15 protein-coding genes and 2 pseudogenes are annotated in these 20,503 nt (G+C 75.2%); 9 read left to right on the forward strand and 8 right to left on the reverse strand.

From position 1 onward, the window contains the following. Nucleotides 1–10 precede the first annotated feature (10 nt). Nucleotides 11–199: pseudogene (locus AB0J72_RS35990) on the forward strand (transposase); the annotation flags it as partial. A 444-nt stretch (nt 200–643) separates the two neighbouring features. Here AB0J72_RS35990 and AB0J72_RS35995 read toward each other — a convergent pair. Continuing rightward, on the reverse strand, nt 644–1,489 hold the full coding sequence (locus AB0J72_RS35995; protein ID WP_363406813.1) for an expansin EXLX1 family cellulose-binding protein: 846 nt from the start codon (nt 1,487–1,489) through the stop codon (nt 644–646). A 110-nt stretch (nt 1,490–1,599) separates the two neighbouring features. On the opposite strand from AB0J72_RS35995, the gene AB0J72_RS36000 reads away from it, so the two are divergent. The 4 genes from AB0J72_RS36000 to AB0J72_RS36015 all read left to right on the forward strand — a co-directional run bounded on the left by AB0J72_RS36000 (nt 1,600) and on the right by AB0J72_RS36015 (nt 9,140). Then, nucleotides 1,600–2,979: a phthalyl amidase gene (locus AB0J72_RS36000; protein ID WP_363406816.1), complete on the forward strand. Its 1,380-nt coding sequence runs from the start codon at nt 1,600–1,602 to the stop codon at nt 2,977–2,979. Between the two features lie 202 nt (nt 2,980–3,181). Further along, nucleotides 3,182–4,165 (forward strand): serine hydrolase domain-containing protein, encoded by a 984-nt coding sequence (locus AB0J72_RS36005; RefSeq protein ID WP_363406819.1) that lies wholly within the window; start codon nt 3,182–3,184, stop codon nt 4,163–4,165. Nucleotides 4,166–4,221: 56 nt separating this feature from the next. Continuing rightward, the gene (locus AB0J72_RS36010; protein WP_363406822.1) at nt 4,222–7,692 is read left to right on the forward strand and encodes a BTAD domain-containing putative transcriptional regulator; all 3,471 of its coding nucleotides are present in this window, start codon (nt 4,222–4,224) and stop codon (nt 7,690–7,692) included. 74 nt (nt 7,693–7,766) lie between these two features. Beyond that, on the forward strand, nt 7,767–9,140 hold the full coding sequence (locus tag AB0J72_RS36015; RefSeq protein ID WP_363406825.1) for an FAD-binding oxidoreductase: 1,374 nt from the start codon (nt 7,767–7,769) through the stop codon (nt 9,138–9,140). 396 nt (nt 9,141–9,536) lie between these two features. Here the strand turns inward: AB0J72_RS36015 and AB0J72_RS36020 are convergent, their stop codons facing one another. Together AB0J72_RS36020 and AB0J72_RS36025 are read right to left on the reverse strand one after the other, a co-directional pair. Then, nucleotides 9,537–10,787, reverse strand: a complete 1,251-nt coding sequence (locus tag AB0J72_RS36020; protein WP_363406828.1) for a hypothetical protein — start codon at nt 10,785–10,787, stop codon at nt 9,537–9,539. A gap of 218 nt (nt 10,788–11,005) precedes the next feature. Continuing rightward, complete coding sequence (locus AB0J72_RS36025) at nt 11,006–11,527, reverse strand: SigE family RNA polymerase sigma factor (protein WP_363406831.1); 522 nt, start codon at nt 11,525–11,527, stop codon at nt 11,006–11,008. Between the two features lie 156 nt (nt 11,528–11,683). Between AB0J72_RS36025 and AB0J72_RS36030 the strand changes: the two genes are divergently transcribed. Beyond that, nucleotides 11,684–13,810, forward strand: coding sequence for an MMPL family transporter (locus AB0J72_RS36030; RefSeq protein WP_363406834.1), 2,127 nt, complete (start codon nt 11,684–11,686; stop codon nt 13,808–13,810). Between the two features lie 4 nt (nt 13,811–13,814). Here the strand turns inward: AB0J72_RS36030 and AB0J72_RS36035 are convergent, their stop codons facing one another. Next, the gene (locus AB0J72_RS36035) at nt 13,815–14,522 is read right to left on the reverse strand and encodes an alpha/beta fold hydrolase (protein WP_363406837.1); all 708 of its coding nucleotides are present in this window, start codon (nt 14,520–14,522) and stop codon (nt 13,815–13,817) included. Between the two features lie 52 nt (nt 14,523–14,574). Here AB0J72_RS36035 and AB0J72_RS36040 point away from each other — a divergent pair, with 52 nt between their 5' ends. After that, nucleotides 14,575–15,321 (forward strand): TIGR04222 domain-containing membrane protein, encoded by a 747-nt coding sequence (locus tag AB0J72_RS36040; protein ID WP_363406840.1) that lies wholly within the window; start codon nt 14,575–14,577, stop codon nt 15,319–15,321. Nucleotides 15,322–15,325: 4 nt separating this feature from the next. Here the strand turns inward: AB0J72_RS36040 and AB0J72_RS36045 are convergent. Beyond that, nucleotides 15,326–15,532: pseudogene (locus AB0J72_RS36045) on the reverse strand (helix-turn-helix domain-containing protein); the annotation flags it as partial. 39 nt (nt 15,533–15,571) lie between these two features. Next, a complete protein-coding gene (locus AB0J72_RS36050) occupies nt 15,572–16,159 on the reverse strand; it encodes a hypothetical protein (protein WP_363406843.1) in 588 nt (195 codons plus the stop codon). Nucleotides 16,160–16,575: 416 nt separating this feature from the next. On the opposite strand from AB0J72_RS36050, the gene AB0J72_RS36055 reads away from it, so the two are divergent. Then, nucleotides 16,576–16,779, forward strand: coding sequence for a hypothetical protein (locus AB0J72_RS36055; RefSeq protein WP_363406846.1), 204 nt, complete (start codon nt 16,576–16,578; stop codon nt 16,777–16,779). 398 nt (nt 16,780–17,177) lie between these two features. On the opposite strand, the gene AB0J72_RS36060 is transcribed toward AB0J72_RS36055, so the two are convergent. Further along, the gene (locus AB0J72_RS36060) at nt 17,178–18,098 is read right to left on the reverse strand and encodes a LysR family transcriptional regulator (protein ID WP_363406849.1); all 921 of its coding nucleotides are present in this window, start codon (nt 18,096–18,098) and stop codon (nt 17,178–17,180) included. 68 nt (nt 18,099–18,166) lie between these two features. Between AB0J72_RS36060 and AB0J72_RS36065 the strand changes: the two genes are divergently transcribed. After that, complete coding sequence (locus tag AB0J72_RS36065) at nt 18,167–19,075, forward strand: EamA family transporter (protein ID WP_363406852.1); 909 nt, start codon at nt 18,167–18,169, stop codon at nt 19,073–19,075. On the opposite strand, the gene AB0J72_RS36070 is transcribed toward AB0J72_RS36065, so the two are convergent. Further along, the gene (locus AB0J72_RS36070; RefSeq protein ID WP_363406855.1) at nt 19,050–20,489 is read right to left on the reverse strand and encodes a HAMP domain-containing sensor histidine kinase; all 1,440 of its coding nucleotides are present in this window, start codon (nt 20,487–20,489) and stop codon (nt 19,050–19,052) included. The two genes, AB0J72_RS36065 and AB0J72_RS36070, sit on opposite strands and share 26 nt — an antisense overlap. Between the last annotated feature and the right edge of the window lie 14 nt (nt 20,490–20,503).

Below are 20,503 nucleotides of genomic sequence, written 5' to 3' on the forward strand. Positions count from 1 at the left end.
GGACGCCGGCCGCCCGGTCGATCTGCTGCCGGACCGGCGTGCCGCCAGCTTCGCCGCCTGGCTGCAAACCCACCCCGGCGCCGAGGTGATCTGCCGGGACCGGGCCGGCGGCTACGCCGAAGGCGCACCGGCCGCGATCCAGGTCGCCGACCGGTTCCACCTGCTCTACAACCTGACCCACGCGGTCGACCGTGTGGTCCGCGCGCACCGCACATGCCTACGGGACCGACCCGTGCAGGAAGCCGTCACCCAGCCCGCACCACCGCCTCCCGCTGATCACGGCCGCCGAGCCGAGTTGACCCGGCAACGCCACGCCGAGATCCACGCCCGGCAGCGAACGCAGCGTCCGACGACTGCTGCACACTTGGCGCGTCAGCGCCGTGCCACCCCACCGCGATCCCGCCCGCCACACCGAAACCGCGGCAGGTCACCAGCTGGATCATCCAAACCGTCGGCGACCGCAGCAAACAGGACCAATTCGGCCGCGCCGGCTTCGACCTGCTCCGCCGCCGCGTCGTCCTCGCCGAACAGCCCAGACGCTCCGATTCGCGAACTTCGTGCCAGAGCCCAAAGCTCGCAGCCGCGCGGAACTGGGCGCTCAGGATGAAGCGGAAACGGGCGCTCGGGATGAAGCGGGAACGGCTCAGCAGGTGGGTGGGGCGGTGTTGGCCGCGGCGGCGACCGGGGTGGTGGCGGCGGCCGACGGGGACTCCGACGGCGACGGAGAGGGGGAGGGCGACGGGGAGGGCGGGGCCGGGCTGTACATGAGGGTGGGCGTCTGCTGGAACGCCGACGAGCCGAGGGCGATCCCCGGCAGCGTGACCTGGTGGCCGGAGGCGTCCGTGACGCGCAGGGTGACCGGGCCGGTCAGGCCCGACGGGCCGGTCCACGTGTTGTCGGTGTTGTGCTTCAGCGGCGTCCAGCCGGCGGCCGTCTGGAGCTCCACAGTGGACAGCCGGTTGCCGTGGTTGTCCAGGACGACCGAGAGGGACGAGTAGCCGGTGCCGCCCTTGGCGCGGACCTTCAGGGGGCCGGCGAGGTCGGGGTCGCGGACGGTGCCGTAGGTGATCTGGATGATGCCGGCGCTGACGGAGCCGATGCGGGAGAAGGCGCCCTTGCTCAGGTCGATCTTGCCGGCGGGGCAGGACGGGCACTGGTCGACGACCTGCACGTTGGTGGTCTGGCCGTTGGGGCCGGTCACGGCGAGGTAGGAGCCGCACGCCGCGCCGCCGGCCCACTCGGCGGGGCCGATCGCGGCGTAGGCGTCGGTCGAGGGGGCGCCGAGGTTGCACATGCCGTTGCGGTTGGTGCTGTAGTAGGAGGCGCTGCCGGAGCGCACGTTCTCCACCACAGGCGCTTGGAGAGGCGCGGCAGGGACCGCGGCGCAGGCGGCCTCGCCGGTGTCCTGCAGGACGAGCACGAGTGACACGACGACGGCGAGCACGCCGCCCGCGGCAGGGACGATCCAACGCAGGTGACGGCGCTCCATGGGTCCGGGAGTCTAGAAGGCCGACCGCGAAACCCGAAATCGACGACAAGAAGCACAATGAGTGCACACAGTCGTTGACATCGAGGCATCGACGGGCGTCTCATGTGTGGATGCGCAGCGTAGCGTTGTTGGTACTTGTCGCGGGCATTCTCGCCGTCCCGGCGCCCGCCGCCGCGGACCCGCCGGTCTGCGGCCCGCCGGTCGTGAGCACCACGCAGCCCGGCTACACGGTCGCGGATCCGGACTGCGACGTGAACGGCACGCCGTTCGTGCCGGTCAACGGGTCGAGCGTGTGGACCGGGATCGCCGACGGTGCGGCGTACCGCATCGAGAAGCCCGCCGACTGGAACGGCGAGCTGGTGCTGTACGCGCATGGGTACCGCGGACTCGGCACGACCGTGTTCGTCGACAGCCCGTCGCTGCGCGCGCACTACCTGTCGCGCGGCTTCGCCTGGGCCGCGTCCAGCTACGCGACCAACGGCTACGACGTCGGGCAGGGCGTGCGCGACTCGTACACCCTGATCGACCGCTTCAAGGAGCACACCGGGCTGCGCGCCAGGTCCGTCTACATGACCGGCGCGTCGATGGGCGGGCACGTCACGGCGGTGGCCATCGAGGAGCACCCGCAGGCGTTCGTCGGCGCGATGCCCGTCTGCGGCGTCCTCGGCGACGCGGAGCTGTTCGACTACTTCCTCGACGCGAACGTGACCGCGGCGGCACTGACCGGCACCGCCATCACGTTCCCGAAGGCGCCCGTGGATCCGTCGTTCCAGGAGGTGTACCGGCAGCAGGTCGCCCGGCAGGTGCCGCTGCTCGGGCAGGGGGCGGGGCTGACCGCGCTGGGCCGCACGTGGGGCGACTTCGTCGAGCAGCGCAGCGGCGGTACGCGGCCGGGCTTCGACAACGCGATCGCCTACTGGAGCGCGCTGCCCGGGATCCCGCCGCTGACCACGGTGCCGTTCCTGTTCGGGGTCTACCCGGGGCTGTCCGGCGGCACCGCCGGCATCGCCGAGGGCAACCTCACGTCGAACCGGTTCACGCTGTACCAGAGCGACGACAGCCCGTGGCTCAGCCGGGACGAGCTGCGGGTCAACCGCGACGTCCTGCGGGTCGACCGCACCGACCGGCCGTCGCGGGACCTGTCCGGGGTGCCGCGCGTCGACGGGCGGCCGCGGGTGCCGGTGCTGTCGATGCACACGATCGGCGACCTGTTCGTGCCGCTGTCGATGGAGCAGGAGTACGCGCGCCGCGCCGCCCTGCAGGGCCGCGGGAAGCTGTTCGTGTCCCGCGCGGTGCGGGCGCTCGGGCACTGCGAGTTCACCGTGCCGGAGCTCGCGCAGGGCTTCGACGACCTGGTTTCGTGGGTCAGGACCGGGCACCGGCCGGCCGGCGACGCGATCCTGGACCGGCGGGCCGTGGCCGCGGACGACTTCGGCTGCCGGTTCACGCTGACGCAGCGCCCGACCTTCGGGGCCGCCTGCCCCGCCTGAAATGCCGCCCGCTCCGCCTGAAATGCCGCCTGCCCGCCTGAAGTGCCGCCTGCCCGCCTGAAGTGCCGCCTGCCCGCCTGAAAATGAGGGGCGAGGTCGCCGCGGTCCCCGGTACGGTGGCCGCAGCAACTTCCGGTGCGCCGGTGACGGTTACTTCTCTCAAAAAGCGCGCCGTCACCACCGAAGATCTCGGGAGCTGCCCATGCTCGGCGACATCGCCGGCTTCTCCGGCGCGGTCCGCGTGGACCGTGCCGGCGTGACGGAGTTCGCCGCGGCGTATGGGCTCGCCGACCGCGCGGCGGACGTGCCCAACACGGTCGGGACCAGCTTCGGCGTCGCGTCGGCCACCAAGGGGCTGACGGCCCTCGCCGTGATGAGCCTCGTCGAGGACGAGACGCTCGCGCTGGACACGCCCGCGCGGGACCTGCTCGGCGCCGACCTGCCGCTCATCGGCGCGGACGTCACGGTCGAGCACCTGCTGGCGCACCGGTCCGGGATCGGCGACTACTTCGACGAGGACGCCGCCGGCGACATCACCGACTTCGTGCTGCCGGTGCCGGTGCACGAGCTGGCGGACACCGAGGACTACCTGAAGGTCCTCGGCGGCCATCCGGCGAAGTTCCCAGCCGGCGAGCGGTTCGCGTACTGCAACAGCGGCTACGTCGTGCTCGCCCTCATCGCCTCCCGCGCCGCCGGGGTGCCGTTTCACGACCTCGTCGCGCGGCGGGTGTGCGAGCCGGCGGGGATGACCGGGACCGGGTTCCCGCGCTCCGACGAGCTGCCCGCCGGCGCGGCGCGGGGCTACCTGCACGCGTCGGGCTCCGACCGGACCAACGTGTTCCACCTGCCGGTCCGCGGCAGCGGCGACGGCGGCGCGCACTCGACGGTCGCGGACTTCAGCGCGTTCTGGACTGCGCTCTTCGCGGGGCGGATCGTGCCCGGGGCGCGGGTGCGGGAGATGCTCCGGCCGCGCAGCGTCGCGACCGAGGGGCCCCGGCGCTACGGGCTCGGCTTCTGGCTGCACGGGACCGGCCCGGCGGTCACCCTCGAAGGGTATGACGCGGGCGTGTCGTTCCGCAGCGTCCACGACCCGGACACCGCACTGACGTGGACCGTCGTGTCGAACACGTCCGACGGCGCGTGGCCCGTCGCCCGGCGCCTGGCCGAGCTGCTGGCCGGAGGCTGAGTCCAAGATCCGACGGGTCGGCCCCGGGGCGCCCGCCGGCGGATAGCGTGGCGACCGTGACGCGGCTCGACTTCCGGATCCTGGGCCCGCTGGAGGTCCAGCCGCCCGGCGGCGCGCCGCTGGACCTCGGCGCGCGCAAGCAGCGGGCCGTCCTCGCGCTGCTGCTGCTCGACCCCGGCCGGGTCGTGTCGCTCGACCGGATCATCAACGGGCTGTGGACCGGCGAGGCGCCGTCGAGCGCGACCAGCACGCTGCAGGTGTACATCTCGCAGCTGCGGCGCGTCCTCGAGCCGGGCCGCCCGCCGCGGACCCCGCCGTCGGTGCTGGTGACCCGGGATCCCGGGTACCTCCTCGCGATCGACGCCGGGCAGGTCGACGCGGCCCGCTTCACCCGCGGCGCCGAGGACGGCCGGGCGCGGCTCGTGGCCGGCGCGTACGCCGAGGCCGAGACCCTGCTCACCGCGGCCCTGCGGGAGTGGCGGGGCGGGCCGCTGGCCGACTTCGCCGACGAGGAGTTCGCGGGCGCGGTCGCCGCGCAGCTCGGCGAGGTGCACGACGGCGCCGTCGAGGACCTCGTCGACGTCCACCTCGCCACCGGGCGGCACGCGGCGGCGGCAGCGGCGTCCGTGGCGCTGCTGGACCGGCACCCGTTCCGCGAACGGTCCTGGGGTCAGCTGATGCTCGCCCTGTACCGCGACGGCCGCCAAGCCGACGCGCTCGCCGCGTTCCGGCGGGCGAGGACGGTCCTCGACGAGGAGCTCGGCCTGCCGCCCGGCCCGCACCTGCGCGACCTGGAGGCGGCCATCCTCCGCCACGACCCGGCGCTCACCCCCTCCGCCGGCACCCCCGGTTTTGCGGCGCCCGGCGCCGCTGTGAAGGCGTCGCCCGGCGCCACCGTGAAGGCGTCGCCCGGCGGCACGGTGCAGGCGCCACCCGGCGCCGTGGTGAAAGCGCCGCCCGGCGCCGCCGTGGAGGTGGCCGAGCGCCCGCCGGGGACGGTGCTCGTCGGCCGGGAGCGGGAGGAGCGGCACCTCGACGAGCGGCTCGCCCAGGCGGCCGCCGGCCAGGGCGGCGTCGTCCTCGTCGTCGGCGAGGCCGGGCTCGGCAAGACGCTGCTCGCCGAGCGGGCCGCCGCCCTCGCGGACGGGCACGGGCTGCGGGTCGCGTGGAGCCGGTGCGTCGAGGCGAGCGCCACCCCCGCGTTCTGGCCGTGGGCGCAGATCCTGCGGGCGCTGCCCGACACCGACGGCCGGCGGCACCTGCTCGATGTGCTCGCCGGGCGCGGCGAGAGCGGATGGCGGGCCGAGGAGCCCGGCACCGCCCTGTTCCACCTGCACGAGGCGGTCGCCGAGACGCTGTCGGAGTGCGCCGCCGGGCAGCCGCTGCTGCTCGTCGTCGACGACCTGCACGTCGCCGACGCGTCGTCGCTCCAGCTGCTCGCGCACCTGGCGCCCGCCCTGCACCGGCGGCCGATCCTGCTGCTGGGCACGATGCGCCCGGACGTCGCCGACGGCGACCCGGCGCTGCGGGAGACCCTCGCGCTGCTGGCGAACGAGCGCGGCGCCGACCGGATCCGGCTCGGCTCGTTCACGGCGGGTGACGTCGCCGCGTACCTCCACGACAGCGCGGGCGGCGACGCGCCCGGCGAGGTCGTCCTGGCGCTGCTGGAGCGCACCGGCGGCAACCCGTTCTACCTGAAGGAGCTGCTGCGGCTGCTCACCAGCGAGCACCCCGGCGGCTGGGGCACCGCGCAGGCCGTCGCCGACCTCGACGTGCCCGAGGGGGTCCGGGACGTCGTCGGCCGGCGCGTGTCACGGCTGCCGGAGGCGACCCAGGCGATGCTGCGCACGGCGGCGGTCATCGGGCGCGACGTCGAGCTGGTCCTGCTGGAGGCCAGCACCGACGCCGAGAACGAACAGGTGATGAGCGCCCTGGAGCCCGCGGTGGTCGCGGGCCTGCTCACCGAGGTGCCCGGCACCTGGGACTACCGGTTCTCGCACGCGATCGTCCGCGACACCCTCTACGGCGCGCTCACCCGGCTGCAACGCTCCCGGCTGCACCTGCGGGTCGGCGCGGCCCTCGAAGCGTTCGACCAGCCCGACGACCCCGCGCTGCTCGGCCGGCTCGTGCACCACTTCACCATGGCGGCGCGGCTCGGTGGCGCGGAGCGGGCCGTCGGCTACGCGCGGCGGGCCGCCGACCTGTCGATGGCGCAGCTGGCGTACGACGAGGCCGCCACCTACCTGGAGTCGGCCCTCGGCGCGCTGGACCCGACCCGCCCGGGCGCGGCCGCCGACCGGTGCCGGCTGCTCGTCCAGCTGGGCGTCGCGCGCCGTGCCGGCGGGGACCTCGCCGGCACACGCGCCGTCCTCGACGAGGCGCTCACCCTCGCCCGGCAGCTCGGCGACGACGACCTGACCATGGACGCGGCCACGCTCTTCGGCGGGGTCACGCTGTGGACGTGGCGGCCCTACCTGGTCGTCGACGAGCGGATGATCGGCATCCTCCGCGACCAGCTCGCCCGCCTCGGCGACACCGACCCGCGGCGCCGGGCCGTCCTCCTCGGCACCCTGGCGGTCGAGCTGTACCACAGCGAGCACCGGCCGGCCGGGGAGGCGCACGCCGCGGAGGCCGTGGCGATCGCCAGGCGCACCGGCGACGCGGAGCTGCGCGCCCGCACCCTCGACAACCTCTGGAATGTCGCCCTGGTCCCGCAGGCCGAGCGGCTGCGCCGGGCCGCCGTCGACGAGCTGCTCGCCATCGACGGGCTGCCGCGCACCGTGGAGCTCACCGGCCGGCTGCACCGCATGATGAGCGCCGTGACCGCCGGTGACCTCGCCACCTTCGAGACCGACCTGGCCCGCGCCGTCCACCTCGGCGACCAGCTGCGCACCGGGGTCCTCGCCGCGCAGGTCCGCTACGCGCGGGCCGGCCGGGCGATGCTCGACGGCCGCTGGGACGACGGCGAGCGGCTGGTCGGCGAGGCGTTCGCCCTGCAGGCGCACACCAGCCTGTGGGGCACCCACTGGATCCGGCTGGCCATGCTATACACCAGCCGGCGCTTCCAGGGAAGGCCCGGTGAGCTGCTCGACGAGCTGGTCCGCCGCGCCGACGAGCCGCACCTGGAGCTGCTGCGCCCGACCGCGGTCCTGGCCGCCTGCGAGTCCGGCGACGAGGACCGCGCCCGGCGGCTCGTCGACCGGTGGGGCACGCGGCGGGAGATGCTGTGGTGCTGGAACCTCGTGGCGTTCCAGTGGGCGCTCGTGGCGGCGCGGCTCGACCTGCCGCAGTGTGCCGAGTTGTACGAGGAGGTCCTCCCCTTCGCCGACCAGTGGGCCACGGTCGGGACGGGCTGCGCCACGTGGGGCTCGATGCACTACGCCCTCGCCGCGCTCGCGCACGCCCTCGGCCGTCGAGACGAGGGCCTCGCGCACGCCACGCTGGCCCTGGAGGCGCACCGCCGGCTCGGCGCCGCCCATCTCGAGGCCGCAAGTGTCGCTCAAGTCGCGCGTTTAAGTGGTGCTTAACCGGCAGCCAAGCGCTGTCCTGCACCGTGGTCCGTGGCGCCGCTGCACGCGCCCCGAACCTTGAGGAACCTCTGATGACTGCATCGACCGACCTGTCCTTCGCCGACCTCGCCGCCGCCGTCAACGGCCCGGTGCTCCTGCCCTCCGATGACGGCTTCGCGGAGGAGATCTTCGCCTGGAACGTCGCGAACCCGCACCGACCCGCCGTCGCCGTCGGTGCCACCAGCATGGCCGACGTCGCCGCGGCGGTCAGGTGGGCCGGCCGTCACGGCCTGCCCGTCGCCGTCCAGGCCACCGGCCACGGCGCCGTCCGCCCCGCCGTCGACTGCGTCCTGATCACCACCAGCCGCATGCAGTCCCTGTCCGTCGACGTCGCCGGCAAGCGCGCCCGTGCCGCGGCCGGGGTCCGCTGGTCACAGGTCATCGAGGCGGCCGCACCGCACGGCCTCGCCCCGCTGAACGGATCCTCGTCGCAGGTCGGCGTGGTCGGCTACACGCTCGGCGGCGGCCTCGGCCCCCTCGGCCGCACCTTCGGCTTCGCCGCCGACCACGTCCGCTCCGTCGAGATCGTCACCGCTGACGGCGTCGTCCGCACCGTCGACGCCGCCCACGAGAGCGACCTCTTCTGGGCCGTCCGCGGCGGCAAGGGCAACTTCGGCATCGTCACCGCCATCGAGTTCGACCTCTTCGACGTGCCGTCGCTGACCGGTGGCGGCTTCTACTTCCCGGCCACCCACGCCGCCGAGGTCCTGCACGCCTACCGCGCGTGGGCGCCGACCCTGCCCGAGCGGATGAACACGTCCCTCGCCATGCTCCGCCTGCCCCCGCTGCCGCAGCTGCCCGAGCCGCTGCGCGGGGCGTTCGTGGTGCACCTGCGGGTGGCGTACGTCGGCGACACCGACACGGCCGCGGAGCTGCTCGCCCCCATGCTCGCCGCCGCCCCGGTCCTGCTCGGCGGCGTCGGCGACATGCCCTACCAGGCCGTCGACTCCATCCACCAGGACCCGGTCGACCCCACGCCCACCCGCGAGGGCGGCGCCCTCCTCGGCGACCTGACCGCGGCCACCGTCGAGGGCCTGCTCGCCACCGCCGGCCCGCAGGTCGACGTCCCGCTCATCATGATCGAGCTCCGCCACCTCGGCGGCGCCCTCTCCCGCCCGCCGGCCGTGCCGAACGCGATCCCCGGCCGCGACGCCGCCTTCTCGCTCTTCGTCATCGGCCTGGGCGTCCCGGAGCTGGTGCCGGCCGTCGACGCCGTCACCGCCGCGGTCCTGGCCTCGGCCGCGGACGCCACCGTGCCGGGCGGCTTCATGAACTTCTCCGGCGGCGCCGGCCCCGAGGCGCTCCAGTCCAACTGGCCTGCCCCGGACCGCGACCGCCTGCTGCGCATCAAGCGCTCCTACGACCCGACCAACGTCTTCTCCACCAACCAGTCCCTCCTGCCCTGACCCGTCGGGGCCCGGCGCCGGCCTTCCACCGGCGCCGGGCCCCGAACAGGATCCACCGGCCGCACCGGCGCGGGACTCACCGCCGCTCGTCATGCTGTGGAGTGCGGCATCGATCAGCTCAGTCGACCGCCGCCACCACCCCGGTCGCCGCCGCGGCCAACACCGCCTCACCCACCTGCTGAATGGGTGCTGTTTCGGCAACCGGATCCTCGGCATGGCCTTCTCGCCGCTGCTGGGGATCGCGGTCCGCCGCGCCGAAGGGTCGGTCTGCCCGAACGGCGCGGGGTCGACGGGCCGTGGGCGCTGCACAAGGCGATCGCGGCGGTTCCGGGGTGCGACATCCGACCTGCGAGCGCGACTTCGTTTCCAGCCGCACAACGACCCCGCCCGCCGGCATCACCGAGCTCCTGGATGGCGGACAGGTGGGCTGCCTGGCTGCGCGGCGGGGTGCGGGGGTGGGCGGCGGCGGGATCTGCGGCGCAGGGTGATGGTGAGCCAGGTGAGCATGGCCAGGGCCCACAGGGCGACGAAGACCGTGGTCGCCGCCCAGCGGGCCAGTGGGAGCACCGACGGGGCGGGGGATGGGCCGCCGAAGGCGCCGGCCGTCACCAGGTCGGTGGCGACGTCCACGTCCCAGATGACGCCCTTGGGCTTGGTGAGCAAGGACTTCGTGGTGCCGGCGGGGGTGAGGGCCAGGAGGTCGGCGTCGGAGACGGCGCGGTAGGCGGCCGGTGGGTCGTAGGAGGGCTCGCCGCCGTTCGTCTCGTCGGTGTAGCGGACCAGGACCGCGGTGCCGTCGCGTTGCCAGCCGGCGAGGCGGGCCGTGGCGCCGCCGAAGGTGGGGAACGTCGTGGGGAGCGCGGTGCCGGTCGTGGTGGACAGGACGGTGAGGCGCCAGGACCTGGCGTTGCGGGCGACGTTGGAGCAGGCCGTGGTGCAGCCGTCGGCGATGGTGAGGACGCCGAGGCCGGTGCCGTCCGCGGTGTACGACCACGGGCCGCCGAGGTGGGCGCCGGCGGGCAGGGTGGCGAGCGGGCGGCGGGTGCCGGTGGCCGTGTCGACCAGGGCGAGCTCGCGGCCGAGCTGGACGGCGACGGTCCGGCCGTCGGGGGAGAAGGCGGCGGCGCCGCGGCGGGTGCGGCCCAGGTCCAGCAGGTGCGTCGCGGCGCCGGAGCCGACGTCGAGCAGCCACAGCGCGCCGTTGTCGGACCCGGTGGTGTCGGCGCCGTCGAAGGGCGTGTCGGCCCAGGAGGACGCGCCGAACCGGTGCACCAGCAGGCGGCGGCCGTCGTGGCTCCAGGCGACCGGGACGGCGGGACCGGAGCCCTGGTGGCGCCGCTCCTCGCCGGTGGTCAGGTCCACGATGGACACGTCGGTGTCGCCGGTGCCGAGGAGGCGTTCGTACGTGCCGTTGCCCGCGGCGTAGCGGCCGTCCGGGGACAGCAGCACGTCCTGGCCGGCCTGCAGGTAGGTGGCGCCGAAGGGCAGGACGCGGTAGGAGCCGTCGCGACCGATCGCGCTGATGCGGCTGCCGTACGTGAAGGGCAGGTCCATCGCCTGGTAGCCGCCCCCGCCGCTGACCAGCAGCGCGGCCGGGCCTCGGGGCGAGCCGGCCACGCCGGCCTGCCAGGGCCAGGGCTCGTGCAACCGCCCTGGTACGGTGCTCGTCCCGCTCGCCGGGACCACAGCGCCGTCGACCCCGCTAAGTGCAATGGAAGCGGCAAATGCCAGTACAATAGCGAAAATGGCAAATGTCGACATTTGTACGCGGTGACGGCGGCGGCCGCGGCGGAACAGGTCGGACGGGACGCGGGCGGCGGGCATGTCGTCGGCGGCGGCCGCCAGGCGGCGGGCTAGCTCCTGCGTCATCCTCGGACCTCCAGTTCGGAAGGGTCGCCGAGCAGCTCCGGGGCGATGGTCCGCAGCCGGGCGAGCGCGTCGCGGGTCTGGCTCTTCACCGTGCCGACGCGGCAGCCGAGGATGTCGGCGGTCTGCGCCTCGGTGAGGTCCTCGAAGTAGCGGAGCACGATCACGGCGCGCTGCCGCGGCGCCAGCCTGGCGAGCGCGGCGCGGACGGCCACGCTGCCGGTGACCGCGTCGGACTCGTCGGGGCCGGGGCGGTCCGGCGGGTGCGCGACGTGGACGGTCCGCCCGCGGTGCCGCCGCCACGCGGACACGTGCTGGTGGTAGAGGGCGCGGCGGACGTACGGGTCGGGGTCCCCACCGGCCGCGATCCGCCCCCACCGGCCGGCCACCCGCAGCAGCGTCTCCTGCACCAGGTCCTCGGCCAGGTGCCGGTCCCCGGTGAGCAGGAACGCGATCCGCGACAGCGCGGCGACCCGCTCCCGCACGTACGCCAGGAACGACTCCTCTGCGTCCACGTCCACCTCCACACCCTCCGACACGCCGCCGCGCCGGGAAAGGAGGGGTGTGATCCAGGTCGAGTTTCTGCGTCGATTCTTGCGTCGATTTGGGTTGGGCGGGTATCAAGGGGGCAACGGAAGTTCGATCGTCGAAATATTTGTCTCCGGAAGGTACAGAGCGTGGGCACACGAGTGACGGCGGCCGTCACGAGCCGGTTCGGCGCGGTCCTGATCCTGCTGGTCACGGTGGGGCTGACGGCGCTGGTGTTCCTCACCTCGCCCGCCCAGCCGGAGAAGGAGCCGGCCGACGGGCTGCCGGCGGGCAAGCAGTCGACGAAGGTCGTCGAGCTGGCCGACCGGTTCGCCAGCGGCCGCGCCGAGGTGGCCGTCGTGGTGTACGAGCGACGCGACGCGCCCCTCACCGACGCCGACCGCGCGGCGATCGAGCGGACCAGGACCACCGCCGGCGGGCAGGCGCCGGCCGTCGTCGCCGAGGACGGGCGGGCCGCGCTGCTGCCCGTGACGCTCACCGGCGAGGGCGACGAGCTGTACGCCGCCGTCGACAAGCTGCGCGAGACCGTGCACGGCGGCCTGCCGGCCGGGCTGACCGCGCAGGTGACCGGCGGGCCGGCGTTCGGGCGCGACATCTCCGCCGCGTTCGAGGGCGCCGACGTCACGCTGCTCATCGCCACCGCCAGCGTGGTCGCGCTGCTGCTGCTCATCACGTACCGCAGCCCGCTGCTCTGGGTCGTCCCGCTCGTCGTCATCGGCGTCGGCGACCAGGTCGTGGCGAAGCTGCTGCCGTGGGTCGCCGTGCTCGTCGGCGAGCGCACCGACGCGTCGGTCAGCGGCATCGTGTCCGTGCTCGTCTTCGGCGCCGGCACCGACTACGCGTTGCTGCTGATCTCCCGGTACCGGGAGGAGCTGCGCCGCGCCGAGGACCGCCGGGAGGCGATGCGGGTCGCGCTGCGCAACGCCGCGCCGGCCGTCGTCGCCAGCGCCGGCACCGTCGTCCTCGCGCTGCTGACGCTGCTCGCGGCGGTCCTGACCGCGAACCGGACGCTCGGCGTCGCCGCCGCGATCGGGGTCGTCGTGGCGCTGCTGTTCGGGCTCGTGGTGCTGCCCGCCGCGCTGGTGTGCCTGCCGCGCGGGATCTTCTGGCCGTTCGTGCCGCGGGTCGGCAGCGACGACCCGACGACCCGCGGCCTGTGGTCCCGCGTCGCGCACGCCGTCGGCCGGCACCCCGCCAGGGTCCTCGCCGGCGCCACCGTCCTGCTCGCGGCGCTCGCCGCCGGCCTGCTGAGCACGTCGATCGGGCTGTCGCAGACCGAGCAGTTCCGCACGCAGGTCGAGTCGGTCACCGCGCAGGACGCCCTCGCCAGGCACTTCCCCGCCGGGTCGGCGCAGCCGGTGACCGTGGTCGCCCCCGCGGCCGCCGCCGACCGGGTCGTGGCCGCCGTCGAGGGTACGGCCGGCGTCGCCGCGGTCGGCCGGCCCGAGCGCTCCGACGACGGCACGCTGACCAAGCTGCGCGTCGACCTGAAGGCCGGATCGGGCACGCCCGCCGCCGACGACACGGTCCGGGCGCTGCGGTCGGCGCTCGGCGCGCTCTCGGCCGGCGAGACGCTCGTCGGCGGGGCACCGGCCGCGGACCTGGACAAGCGCGACGCGTACAGCCGCGACAACACCGTCGTGGTTCCCCTGGTGCTGCTGGTGGTGCTGCTCGTCCTCGTGCTGCTGCTGCGCTCGGTCGTGGCGCCGGTGCTGCTCCTGCTCACCGTCATCGTCAGCTTCGCCGCGAGCGTCGGCGCCGCCGGCCTGGTGCTGCGGCACGTCCTGGACATCCCGGCCCTCGACGCGGGCGTGCCGCTGCTGAGCTTCCTGTTCCTCGTGGCGCTCGGCGTCGACTACAACATCTTCCTCGTCACCAGGGCCCGGCAGGAGGCGGCGGCGCTGGGCGACACCCGGGCGGGCATGATCCGGGCGCTGGGCGCGACCGGTGGCGTCATCACCTCCGCCGGCATCCTGCTCGCGGCCGTGTTCACCGTGCTCGGGGTGCTGCCGGTGATCGTGCTGACGCAGATCGGGGTGATCGTCGGCATCGGCGTCGTGCTGGACACCCTGGTGGTGCGGACCGTGGTCGTGCCGGCGATCGCCCTGCTGCTCGGCGAGCGCTTCTGGTGGCCCGCCCGCCCGGCTTCCGCTTCTGTTGTTGACGTGTCCGCTCAGGGTGCGGGTCCGGATGCTCCGGCACATCACCCGGGCCGGCACATTGCGACGGGGGCGCCGGGGCGGCACACGGGGTGATGGGTCAGGCGTCGTACAGGTCGGCGTAGAGCTCGTCGAGCGCCTCGGCGTGCGCGCCGATGACGTTGTGGGCGTGGCCCGCACCCTCCGGCAACCTGTGGTGGGTGAAGGCCGCGCCGGCCGCCTCGGCCAGCCGTCTTGGCACGGCCACGGCGCGCGCCGCGTCGATGACCGTGTCGCCCGGCGACGTCACGACCGCGACCCGCCGCAGCGCGCCCACCACCGGCCGCTTCGGGAGGTTCGCCGTGACCCGCAGGTACTGGGCGACCGCCGTGAACGAGTAGCCCCGCGCGTCGACGTGGTCCGGCAGGAGGCGCAGCCCGTACAGGGTGGTCAGCGGCCACGGCACCCGCCGCCGGGGCGCGAACAGCGGCGTGATCAGCAGCAGCCGGGTGACCGTGTCGCCGCGACTCGCGCCGAGCCACGCGGCGAGGGCCGCGCCGGCCGACACCCCGACGACCCCCACCTCGTCGCCCAGCGTGGCGGTGACGTCGAGCGCGTCGCCGGCGTACCGCAGCAGCTCCCGCGACGTGAACCCCCTGTGCGTGGCGTCCGCCGTGCCGTGCCCCGGCGCCGCCGGCGCGTAGACGTTGCACCCGCGCTCGAAGAACAGCCCGGCGAGCCGCTCGACCTGCCGCGGCCCGTGCGTGTACCCGTGCAGCAGCAACACGGCCTTCGCCGTCCGCCCCCCGTGGCTACGCCGCAGCGTCACGTGTCGTCCTCCCCCGCAAGCCATCGGCCACACGCACGACAGCGTGCCGACGATGGTCGCATCATGGGGAATGGGCCTGATCTGGGGGGCGGCCTACCCGGGTCTCGTCTGCTGCCTGATCGGCGGCCTGCTCTGGTGGCGCCGCAGGCAGACCCACGGGCCGCAGGTGCACGACCTGAGCCCGCTGCACCTGGCGCTGCTGGGCGGCGGCTCGTCCCGCGCCGCCGCGGCGTCCCTGGCGGCGTTACGCGTCGCCGGTGCGGTCCGGGGGTTGACGGGGTCGACCGGGGAGCGCTGCGCCGGGACGGGCCGCCGCACGCCCTCGCCGCGGACCTGGACCTCGCCGTGCACGGCGCTGCCGGCGGGGGCCCACTCGCCGCGGAGCATGCCGGTCGACCCGCGGGTGCGGCGCCTGCTCGGCACCGAGGGCTGGGCCCTCGTCGACGCCTGCCTGCTGCTCGACACGCCCGAACGCCGCCGCTTCCGCGAGGCGACGATCCCGCTCTTCACCGTCGCGGCGCTCGGCCTGGTCCTGTTCTCTTTCGATGCCGCGACCGCCGCCGCGGCGACCGGGGCCGCGGGCGCACTGTTCCTGCGGGTCGACCCGCCGCCGGCCCGCTCCCGGGCGCTGCTGGCGCGGGCGCGGGCGGAGGCCGCGTTCCTCGCGCCCCCCCACGTCCCCGGACTGGTCGGCCCGCTGTACACGGGCCCGACCGGCCCTTATGAGTGGACCAGCAGCCACAACAGCGACGCCTGGTTCGGCGGCGGCTCCGGCGTTGATTCCGGCGGTGGTTCGTGAGCAGTCAGCCGGCATTGCCAGGGTATGCGCCGGGCGGCACGCCGACCTCGCGGCGGAACGCGGCGCCGAAGGTGCGCTCGTCGCCGTAGCCGACCGCGGCGGCGATGTCGCTCAGGGTGCGGGCCGGCTCGTCGCGGAGCAGGGCGGCGAAGTCCATGCGCCAGCGGGTCAGGCGGTTGGACGGGCTCTCGCTGACCAGTGCCCGGAGCCTTGCCGTGAGCGCGGTGCCGGCCCGTCCCGGCGACGTGGGCTAGGCGGTGCGGCGTCCAGGGGGTGCGGCTCGGCGTAGGCGGCGGCCAGGATGTGGGCGATCCGCTCGCCGGCGAGGGGCCCGCCAGGAGCCGGGGTGTCGCTGGGCCAGCGAGGGCGGCCTGGATCGCCTGCAGGAGCGGCGGCTCGGCGACCCTGGCGGCGACCGGCCGGCCCCGGGGTGCGGCTGCCGCAGTTCGTCGTGCAGCAGGTCGAGCAGCGGTCGCAGCCCCGGCGCCGCCCGCGCCACCGTGTCGTGCCGGACCCGCCCCACCGGCCCGGGCGCCGTGAAGTGCGCGGCCGCCACCGGCGCGGCGACGACGGACCGCGACGGGGCAGGAGGCGGCGCCGGACCCGCGACCAGGGCCGCCGCGACCAGGGCCGCCGCGACCAGGGCCGCCGCGACCAGGGCCGCCGCGACCAGGGCCGCCGCGACCAGGGCCGCCGCGACCAGGGCCGCTGTGACCAGGGCCGCTGCGACCGGCGGTGCTGCCGCGGGTGGTGGTGCGGCCGGCGGGAGCGCGGGCGGCCGGGCGCTTCTCAGCGTGGCCGGTTCGACGCGGCCGATGGCACCCGCCGTCACGCGCACGTGGCGCAGCGGCGCGGCGAGGACGTCTGGGGGCGGACGGTGCCGGGACGGAGTACACGATTGGGCCAGCGAGGGCGGCCCGGATCGCCTGCAGGAGCGGCGGCTCGGCGACCCAGGCGGCGATCGGGGCTGCCGCAGCTCGTCGTGCAGTAGGTCGAGCAGCGCCGCAGCCCCCGGTGTGGTGGCGGCTCGCCGGTTGCCGGGCCTCCTTAGGAGTGTGGGGTTGCGGCGGCTTGGAGGAGAACAACCGGGCAGCGCGGAGCAGCAGCCGTTGCCGGGCGCACCGGTCACGGCCAGGTTCGCGCACAGGAGCACGGTGACCGGGCCGCGGAGCAGCGACAGGATGTCCTCGTCGGGCGGCGGGGAGCGTCGGCCACCGGGGCGTCCGGGTGGTGGCGCAGCGTGGCGGTGGTGCCGTGCGGCAGCAGGAGGTCGCCGGGGGAGGTCCGGACGCGTTTGCCGACGGTGTCCAGCCACAGGTCGCCCGGCAGCGCACCGTGCGGGCGATACCGAGGAGCGCGCAGGCGGCCTGGATCGCCTGTAGGAGCGGCGGCTCGGCGACCCCAGGCGGCGATCGGGGCGGCCCCGGGGCGGGGCTGCCGCAGCTCGTCGTGCAGTAGGGCGAGCAGCGCCGCAGCCCCGGTGTGGTGGCGGGCTCGCCGGTTGCCGGGCCTCCTGGGAGTGTGTGGGCGCGGCGGCTTGGAGGAGGACGACCGGGCAGCGCGCCGAGCACCGGCGGGGGAGCGTCGGCCACCGAGGCGTCCGGGTGGTGGCGCAGCGTGGCGGTGGTGCCGTGCGGCAGCAGGAGGAGGCCGCCGGGGAGGCCCGGACGCGTTCGTCACAGCTCGCGCGGCAGCACCTGGAGCAGTGACACCGAGGGGCGGGTGGGCGGCCGGGCGCTCCACGGCTCGACGCGGCCGCTGTCACGCGGACGTGGCGCAGCGGTGCGGGGAGGACGTCTGGGGGCGGGCGGTACCGGGGCGGAGTACACAATGGACATTCCCAGGTGCGGCGTCGGTCAGCGTTTGACGACGTCGTGGGCGAGGCGGAGCAGGTCAGGCACGGCCGGGTGGGTGAAGGGCTCCCGCCACGCGAGGATCACGTCGACCGGGGGTGCGTCGGTGAGCGGGACGTACTGTACCGCCGGGTTGGGGTGCATTGCGGCGGTGCCTGCGGGTGTCACGCCGACCGCGTCGCCGGCGATGATGACCGACAGCCAGTCGTCGGTGTTCTTCACGGGCACGACGTGTGACGGGGCGGCGTCCGGTGGCCACAGGGCGAGGGTCGTGCTGCCGGTCACCGTGTTCAGGGCCAAGGGCTCCGCGGCTAGGTCGGCCAGTGTCAGCGAGGCGCGTCCCGCCAGGGGGCTGTCGTCGGCGACGGCGGCGAACCGGGGCTCGCGCATCAGGTGGGCCGTCACCACGCCGGGGACGTCGGGCGCGCCGCGCAGCACGGCGACGTCGACCGTGCCGGACGCGAGGCCGGCGCTGCGCTCGTTGAGGCGGAGCAGCTCCAGCACGGTTTCTGGGTGCGCCCGCTTCCACCGTCGCTGGAGGCTGGTGGTGTACGCCCCGAGCGCCGACCACGCGTGGCCGAGCCGGACCGGCAGCCCCCGGGACCGGTCGGGGTCGAGGGCGTGCTCGACGGCGGCGATCGCGGCGGCCGCGTTGCGGCGGAACTCGTGGCCGGCCGGGGTCAGCGCCAGGTGGTGCGTGGAGCGGTCGACGAGCCGGGCCCCGAGGTGCGCCTCCAGCTGCTGCAGGGTGCGGGTCAGCGCCGGCTGGGTCAGGTGCAGCCGGGCGGCCGCGCGGGTGAGGTTGCCCTCCTCCGCGATGGCCAGGAACCCCCGGAGGTGCCGCAGCTCGATGGTCGCCATTCCCGCCGCCTTCAACAGGCCCGACGCATGACCGGCCCCTCCGCCGCGCTGCGGACTGGTCATGCGTGTCAAGCATAACCAGCGGCGAAACGGCATTTCCCATGATCCGCGCCACTGCATAGCGTTGCCGTGTGACCGACGTCCTGACCGCGCCCGCACCGACCACCGTCGCCGTCGAGTCCAAGGGCGGCGGGGTGTGGCGGGTCCTCGCGTCGCAGACGTCCGTCCACAGTGGAGCTGCCGTCGCCACCACCCTCTTCCCGCTCGCCGGGGCGGCCGGGGTCGTGTCGCTGCGGCTGCTCATCGGCAGCGCGGTCCTCGTCGCGATCGGACGGCCGAGGCTCAGGGGGTACACCACCCGGCAATGGATCCTCGTCGGCCTCTTCGGCGCCGTCCTCGCCGGCATGAACCTCGCGTTCTACGTCGCCATCGCGCGCATGCCGATCGGTCCGGTCGTCACCCTGGAGGTGCTGGGGCCGCTGACGCTGTCGGTGGTCACCGCGCGGCGGCGGGTGGCGTGGCTGTGGGCGCTGCTCGCGCTCGCCGGGGTGGCGCTGCTCGGCGGCGGCGGGTTCGACCAGCTCGACCCGCTCGGGGTGGGCTGCGCGTTCCTCGCCGGCACCGCCTGGGCCTGCTACATCATGCTGTCGGCGCGGGCCGGCGCCACGTTCCCGAAGCGCGACGGCCTGACCCTCGCGATGCTCGTCGCCGCGCTGCTGGCCCTGCCCGCCGGGATCCTCGACGCCGGCGCGGCGCTGACCGGCCCCCGCGTGCTCGCCCTGGGCGCCGCGGTGGCGGTGTTGTCGTCGGTACTGCCGTACACGTTCGAGCTGACCGCGCTGCGCCGCCTGCCGACGTCGACGTTCGCGGTGCTGATGAGCCTCGGCCCGGCGATCGCGGCGCTGATGGGGTGGGTGCTCCTCGGCCAGGACCTGCACCCGGCGCAGATCGCCGCGATCGGGTTCGTCGTCACGGCCAGCGCGGGCGTGGTGCTGTGGAAGGACCGCGGGGCCGCTACAGGCGCGGCAGCCGGATCGTGACGACGGTCCCGCGCGGGTCGTTGGGGGCGGCGGTGACCGTGCCGCCGTGCTGGGCGGCGGTCTGCGCCACGATGGCGAGGCCGAGGCCCGAGCCCGGCATGCCACGGGCGGCCGGCGAGCGGTAGAAGCGGTCGAAGACGTGCGGCAGGTCCTCGGCGTCGATGCCGGGGCCGGTGTCGGCGATCCGCAGCACGCACCAGCCCTGCTCGGCGGTGAGCCCGGTGTGCACGGTGGCGCCGGGCGGGCTCCACTTGGCGGCGTTGTCGAGGACGTTGACGACCATGCGCTCCAGCTCGTTGGGCCGGCCGTGGACGGGGGCGGCGTCCGCGTCGAACGTGAAGGTCACCGCCGGGACGCGGATGCGCACCCGGTCGATCGCGGCCGCCACGACGTCGGTCAGCTCGACGTCCTCGGCCGGCTCCCGGGTCGTCTCCTCACGCGCCAGCTCGACCAGCTCGGTGGTGAGCGCCGCCAGCTCGCCGACCTGGGCGTCGAGGTCCCGCAGCAGCTTCGCCCGCTCCTCCGGCGGCAGCCGGTGCGCCAGCTCGGGCTGCCGCTCCACCGCCAGCAGCAGCTCGATGTTGGTGCGGATGCTGGTCAGCGGGGTCCGCAGCTCGTGGCTGGCGTCCTCGACCAGGGTCCGCTGCGACTGGCGGGCGGCGTCGATCGCGGCGAGCATCGTGTTCACCGACTGGCCGAGGCGGGCGATCTCGTCGACGCCGTGGATCGGGACGGGCCGGTTCAGGTCCATGGTGACGGCGACGTCCTCGACGGCCTTCGTCAGCTGCTGCACGGGGACCAGCCCGGCGCGGGCGACGGTCCGGCCGAGCGCCGCCGCCCCGCCGATGCCCAGCACGCAGCCGGCGGCCATGAGCAGCCCGAACATGGTCAGCGTCCGGTTCGCCGGGGTCTGGTCGGCGGCCACCTGCACCGCCCCGCCGCCCCGGCCCGCGGCGACGGTCAGCATCAGGTAGCTGTGCCCGTCGAGGAACACCCGCTCCTGGACCTGCTGCTCCTCACCGGTCGCGACCCGCCGCGCGCCGTCGGTGACCGGCAGGTCGTTCGTCGAGTGCGCGGTGACGGTGGCGTCGCGGCCGAGCACCTGCCAGCGCGGCCCGATGTCGCGCCGGAACCGCGGATCCCGCCGCCCGCCCGGCCCCTGCGGCGGCGGGCCGTCCCGCCACAGCTCGGGCTGCGCGACGACGGACCGCGCGTCGGTCTCCAGCTGCGAGCGCAGCTGCTGGCGCTGGATCTGCGCGACCGCCGCGAACGCGATCCCCGCGACCGTCAGCACCGCCGCCGCGACCGCCGCCGTGACCAGCAGCGACAGCCGGTCGTGCAGCGTCCTGCGCCGCCACCACCGCCCCAGCACCGCCCGGACCCGCCGCACCGGGGCTCGTCCCGCAGGCTTCACCGGGGCTCCTCGCG

This window comes from Dactylosporangium sp. NPDC049742 (assembly GCF_040674675.1).
GTDB classification, from domain to species: Bacteria; Actinomycetota; Actinomycetes; order Mycobacteriales; family Micromonosporaceae; genus Dactylosporangium; species Dactylosporangium maewongense.

Excerpts from the sequence above, each read along its gene's own strand:
- AB0J72_RS36005 (WP_363406819.1), top strand. The coding sequence starts at position 3,182 with ATGCTCGGCGACATCGCCGGCTTCTCCGGCGCGGTCCGCGTGGACCGT.
- AB0J72_RS35995 (WP_363406813.1), bottom strand. The coding sequence starts at position 1,489 with ATGGAGCGCCGTCACCTGCGTTGGATCGTCCCTGCCGCGGGCGGCGTG.
- AB0J72_RS36040 (WP_363406840.1), top strand. The coding sequence starts at position 14,575 with ATGGTCGCATCATGGGGAATGGGCCTGATCTGGGGGGCGGCCTACCCG.
- AB0J72_RS36000 (WP_363406816.1), top strand. The coding sequence starts at position 1,600 with ATGCGCAGCGTAGCGTTGTTGGTACTTGTCGCGGGCATTCTCGCCGTC.
- AB0J72_RS36015 (WP_363406825.1), top strand. The coding sequence starts at position 7,767 with ATGACTGCATCGACCGACCTGTCCTTCGCCGACCTCGCCGCCGCCGTC.
- AB0J72_RS36060 (WP_363406849.1), bottom strand. The coding sequence starts at position 18,098 with ATGACCAGTCCGCAGCGCGGCGGAGGGGCCGGTCATGCGTCGGGCCTG.